General features: G+C 69.6%; 6 protein-coding genes. 3 read left to right on the forward strand and 3 right to left on the reverse strand.

All coding sequences use genetic code 11. The features are described from left to right. Both phnE and VF536_RS08935 read left to right on the forward strand, forming a co-directional pair. Positions 1-590 (forward strand): phosphonate ABC transporter, permease protein PhnE (gene phnE, locus VF536_RS08930; protein ID WP_331614480.1); only part of this gene is annotated, 590 nt, incomplete at its 5' end. A gap of 54 nt (positions 591-644) precedes the next feature. Next, entirely contained in the window at positions 645-1,223 is a 579-nt protein-coding gene (locus VF536_RS08935; RefSeq protein WP_331614481.1) for a nitroreductase, read from the forward strand. 19 nt (positions 1,224-1,242) lie between these two features. Here VF536_RS08935 and VF536_RS08940 read toward each other — a convergent pair whose 3' ends face one another. Continuing rightward, positions 1,243-1,671 (reverse strand): CBS domain-containing protein, encoded by a 429-nt coding sequence (locus VF536_RS08940; protein ID WP_331614483.1) that lies wholly within the window; start codon positions 1,669-1,671, stop codon positions 1,243-1,245. A 173-nt stretch (positions 1,672-1,844) separates the two neighbouring features. Continuing rightward, a complete protein-coding gene (locus VF536_RS08945; protein WP_331614484.1) occupies positions 1,845-2,375 on the reverse strand; it encodes a DUF962 domain-containing protein in 531 nt (176 codons plus the stop codon). A 350-nt stretch (positions 2,376-2,725) separates the two neighbouring features. On the opposite strand from VF536_RS08945, the gene VF536_RS08950 reads away from it, so the two are divergent. Further along, on the forward strand, positions 2,726-3,277 hold the full coding sequence (locus VF536_RS08950) for a YceI family protein (protein ID WP_331614485.1): 552 nt from the start codon (positions 2,726-2,728) through the stop codon (positions 3,275-3,277). A gap of 130 nt (positions 3,278-3,407) precedes the next feature. Here the strand turns inward: VF536_RS08950 and VF536_RS08955 are convergent. After that, positions 3,408-3,953, reverse strand: a 546-nt coding sequence (locus VF536_RS08955; RefSeq protein ID WP_331614486.1) for a GNAT family protein, incomplete at its 5' end; no start/stop codon positions are given.

Below are 3,953 nucleotides of genomic sequence, written 5' to 3' on the forward strand. Positions count from 1 at the left end.
CACGTGTCGGTCAGGGTGCGCTGGAGACCTTGGCGATGTCGGCGCTCGGCAGCGGCCTGGCGGCGCTGGCCGGGCTCGCGATCGCCCTGGTGGCCAGCCGGCCGTCGGGGCCGCTGCGCTGGCTCTCGCGGCTGCTGCTGAACGCGCTGCGCAGCGTGCCGGAGCTGGTCTGGGCGGCGATCCTGCTGGTCGCGGCCGGCCTGGGGCCGATGCCGGGGACCCTGGCGCTGGCCCTGCACACGACCGGCGTGCTCGGCCGCCTGATGGCCGAGGCGCTCGAGAACGCACCGCCGCAGACCGCCCAGGCCCTGCGCTGGGCGGGCGCGTCGCGCTGGCAGGTGTTCGCGTTCGCGACGCTGCCGCAGGCCGCGCCGCAGCTGCTCAGCTACACGCTGTACCGTTGGGAGAACAACATCCGCGCCGCGACGGTGCTGGGCGTCGTCGGTGCCGGCGGGCTCGGCCAGATGCTGAGCCTGCACCTCAGCCTGTTCCAGATGCGCGAGACTTGCACCGTGCTGCTGGCGATGCTGGCGCTGGTGATGCTGGTCGACGCCTGTTCCTATGCGGCGCGCCGGAAGTTGAATCGATGAATCCTTGCGGCACCCTTGAAGAGGGACCTGCAGGAGATCTGGAAGAGAGCCGCCATGAACGACGAAGCCCTGAAGCTGCTGCTGACGCGAGCTTCGGTCGGGCCGAAGTACCTGATCGAGCCCGGCCCTGATGACGGGCACTTGCGCCTGATGGTCGATGCCGCGCTGCATGCGCCGGACCACGCGGGGCTGGTGCCCTTCCGGTTCAAGGTCGTGCGCGGCGAGGCGAAGCGCTCGATGGCCGCGCTCTTTGCCGAGGCCGCCCGCCGCGCGGGCAAGGACGCCGGCGGACTTGCCATGGATGAGGAACGTGCGCTGAGGCCGCCGGTGACGGTGGCCGTGGTCGCGCGCCTGGACCTGGGGCACCCGCAGGTGCCGGCGCATGAGCAGTGGGCCTGCGTGGGCGGGGCGCTGACGAACTTCCTGAACGCCGCGCAGGCGCTGGGCTTCGGCGGAAAGATGCTGAGTGGCGCGAAGGCGCGCGATCCGGGGCTGATCGCCGCGTTCTGCGAGCCCGGCGAGACGCTGCTCGGCTGGCTCGCGATGGGCACGCCGGCGCCGTCGGACACGCCGCCCAAGCCGCGTGCAGCCAAGTTGGGTGCCGATCGCGCGCTGCAGTTCTGGGGCGGCTAGGGCATTCGGCCCTCAGCCCTCAGCCATAGATATAACTTTGCAGCTGGGCGATGGTGAGTTCATCGTCCGCGATGATGTTGTCCATCAGGTCTCTGATCGACAGCATGCCCACGACGGTCGATCCTTCGACCACCGGGAGGTGGCGGATCTTGCGCTGGCTCATCAGGCTCATGCACTCGCGGCACTCGGTATTGGGCTTCACGACGAACACGTTGGCCGTCATGACCTCCTTGACCTGCGTGCTGCGCGAATCCTTGCCCTGCAGCGCGATCTTGCGGGTGTAGTCGCGCTCCGAGAAGATGCCGAGCAGCCGCTCGCCCTCCATCACCAGCAGCGCGCCGACGTCGTGCTGCGCCAGCAGATGCAACGCATCGAACACCGTCGCTTCCGGCGTGATGCGCCAGACGCTGGGGCCGCGGTTCTTCAAGAGTTCAGACACCGGTTTCATGGGGCCTCCTGGCGAAAAGCTGGCGAAGTCCTGACGGGATCCTGGCCAGATCGTCGCGAGGTCGCTGCCCATCGCCGACCGATCCGGAGGTCCAAGATAAGCGCCTTGGCGGCGCACCGCAAGCCCCATCAAGACCCGACCCCCAAATGGGCGAGGTCGTGATGCCGCGAGGCTCAGGCGGGATGGGTCAGGTCGCGCAGATGGGTGGGGCCGGCGCGGCGCTCGATCTCGGCGAGCAGGTCGCGACCCCAGCCCATCGCGAAGAGCGCTTCGCCGACGACGAACATCGGGCCCACCAGCAGACCGATCAGGTCGTCGACGAAGGCGGGTTTGCGGCCCTCGTAATAGTGACCGACGAACTGGATGATCCAGCCGACGATGAAGCTGCCCAGGCCCCAGGCGAGCCAGCCGCCCATGGAGCCTGCCGCCAGCGGGTGTGCCAGCGCCATCAGCACCGCGTTGACCACGGCGGTGGCCAGGCCCAGGACCAGGTTGCCGCGTGTCAGGTACCAGATCGTCGCGGCGCCCCAGACCACCCAGGCGGCGGACACGGTCCAGTCGGCGATGTGGAATTGCGCCCGCGCGAGCAGCACGCCGATCGCGAAGACGATCAGCGGGATGCCGACGAAATGCGTGGCGATGTTGCGGCGGTCGCGGTGGTAGGCGGCGTACTGCGCCATCAGGTCGGTGGCTTGGCGTGCCATGGCAGTCTCCGTGCGAGGTGTCGTCGTGATGTCGCAATGCTAGTGCGACCAGCTTGTTTGTGCCGTTCAGAATGCAGGTCTGACCACTTTGGTTTACCCCTATGCGAGTGTTGACGCGGGCAAGCGAGGTTCCTCAGGTGCTGCGGCACCGGTGGCGGCGCGGGGCGGGCGGTGCCGCGATCTTGGTGGCGGCGCTGACTGTCGCGGGATGCGGCAGTGCACCAATTGCGGCAAGCGCCGGACCATCCCCCGCAGGCGTTGACGCGCCGCCGTCGTCCTGTCCCACCTGGCTCGCGGCACAGCAGCGCGGCGAAGGACGGCTCTACCGCGTCGACGCCGCCGCCTCGCAGGTGCGCATCCACGTGTTCCGCGGCGGGCGGCTCGCCAAGGTCGGGCATAACCATGTGCTGGGCGTCGAGCGGCTGGCCGGCCAGGTCTTCCTGCCCGCCGGCGGCATCGTCGGCGCCGGCGTCGAACTCGGATTCCGACTCGACGAGGTCGGCATCGACAAGCCCGAATGGCGCGCCGGCCTCGGCCCCGACTTCGCCAGCGTGCCCACGGCGTCCGATGTCGCCGGCACCCGGACCAACATGCTCCGCGCCGTCGACGGGGAACGCTTCCCGACGATCTCGATGCGCAGCACCACCGTCGCAGGCGCGTTCCCGGTCCTGGCGGTCAAGCTCGCGGTGCAGTGGCACGGCCAGGTCCGCGAGATCGACGTGCCCGTGCGGGTGGTGCGGCCTGCAGGTGATGCGCCGTTGCGCGCCCAGGGCGCGCTCGTCCTGCGTCAGAGCGAGTTCGGCATCACACCGTTCTCCGTGCTCAACGGGCTGCTCGCCATCCAGGATGAACTGACGGTCGAGGTCGACGTGGCGGCGCGGGCGGCGGCGGCCTGCGATTGACCTTTCCTGCGGGAGGCCTGGCGCGGGCACTCCACAGGGCATGGGGCACCCCTCCAGGGACCCCAAGCCCCATTCCGGCCCCACGGGCGCTCGCTGTGCTTGGGCCTTGGGAGTACGGGAGGACTCCGGGTCAGGGACGGAGGTCCAGACTCATCAGGTCCTTCGCGTAGTAACGGCCGTCGGACAGACGGATGGCGCGAGGGAGGTGACCGTATCGCGTGAAACCGGCCTGGCGGTAGACCGCGATCGCCGATTGATTGCCAGCAGTCACGCTCAGCGTCACGGCCTCCAGGCGCGGCTCGCGGCGCAGCAGCGCCAGCGCCTGCTGCAGCAGGCGCTTGCCGATGCCGCGTCCGCGGAAGTCGTCGTCCACCATCATCCCGATCAGGTGCGCGATGTGCTGCACCTTCCTGCGGTTCTCGTGCTCGCAGGTCAAGGCACCCACCAGACGTTCTCCCTGCCACGCGCCCAGCGTGAACAGCGACTTCCCGCCCGCCTGCGGATGCAGCCGCACGCGGTAGCTCGTTGCCTCGCGCGCACGCTCGGTCTCCGCGTCGGAGGTGAACGCCTGCTCGTGCCGCGCCAGCATCGCGTCGCGCAGCACCTTGTAGGCCGCCAGGTCGCCCTCGGTCAGCAGGCGCAACGTGATCGCGCCGATCTCTCCCGCGCCGCCGTC

This window comes from Roseateles sp. (assembly GCF_036486225.1).
Taxonomy (GTDB): Bacteria; Pseudomonadota; Gammaproteobacteria; order Burkholderiales; family Burkholderiaceae_C; genus Roseateles.

Coding starts and splice junctions, on each gene's coding strand:
- VF536_RS08935 (WP_331614481.1), top strand. CDS start 645: ATGAACGACGAAGCCCTGAAGCTGCTGCTGACGCGAGCTTCGGTCGGG.
- VF536_RS08940 (WP_331614483.1), bottom strand. CDS start 1,671: ATGAAACCGGTGTCTGAACTCTTGAAGAACCGCGGCCCCAGCGTCTGG.
- VF536_RS08945 (WP_331614484.1), bottom strand. CDS start 2,375: ATGGCACGCCAAGCCACCGACCTGATGGCGCAGTACGCCGCCTACCAC.